Annotated in this window: 1 protein-coding gene; it reads right to left on the reverse strand. The window is 48.7% G+C overall.

Going from position 1 to position 425, the window contains the following annotated elements; genetic code table 11:
* On the reverse strand, positions 1–425 hold a 425-nt coding region (locus AC1M36_RS28520), incomplete at both ends, for a peptidoglycan recognition protein family protein (protein ID WP_479846526.1).

Consider the following 425-nt stretch of genomic DNA (forward strand, 5'->3'; position numbering starts at 1 on the left):
CTTCTTGCATAGCTCAGCGCAGACTTGTTCTGCACGGGCAATGGTATCCGGATGGAAAGTGCCGTTCTTTTCAATGCAAAGCTCCACGCCGATAGATAAGAAATTCGCATTCGGCTTCAGCGCCGCGACACCCCGGTAAGGCTGCCCGTTAACAATCTGTTGGACATCATTCGCATGATAAGCCACCTCATTCAACGGAATGATACAAATAGCCTCTGTACGATCGACAAAGATATGTGCAGAGGCAAACGTCTGTTTCTTCTCAGACAGATTTCTGTTCTGTGCGGGGAGCGTTTGACCAAAGTATCTATAATGATTGGCAGCGGGCGCGCCGGGGTTTGCCGTGTAATGGACCACCAGTTTCTTCACGCCGTTGTTTTTGATTCCCGGCCGCGTCCATTTGTTAATATCAATATATTGGTTTC

The sequence above is a fragment of the Bacillus sp. Medicinal_06 genome (assembly GCF_056711665.1).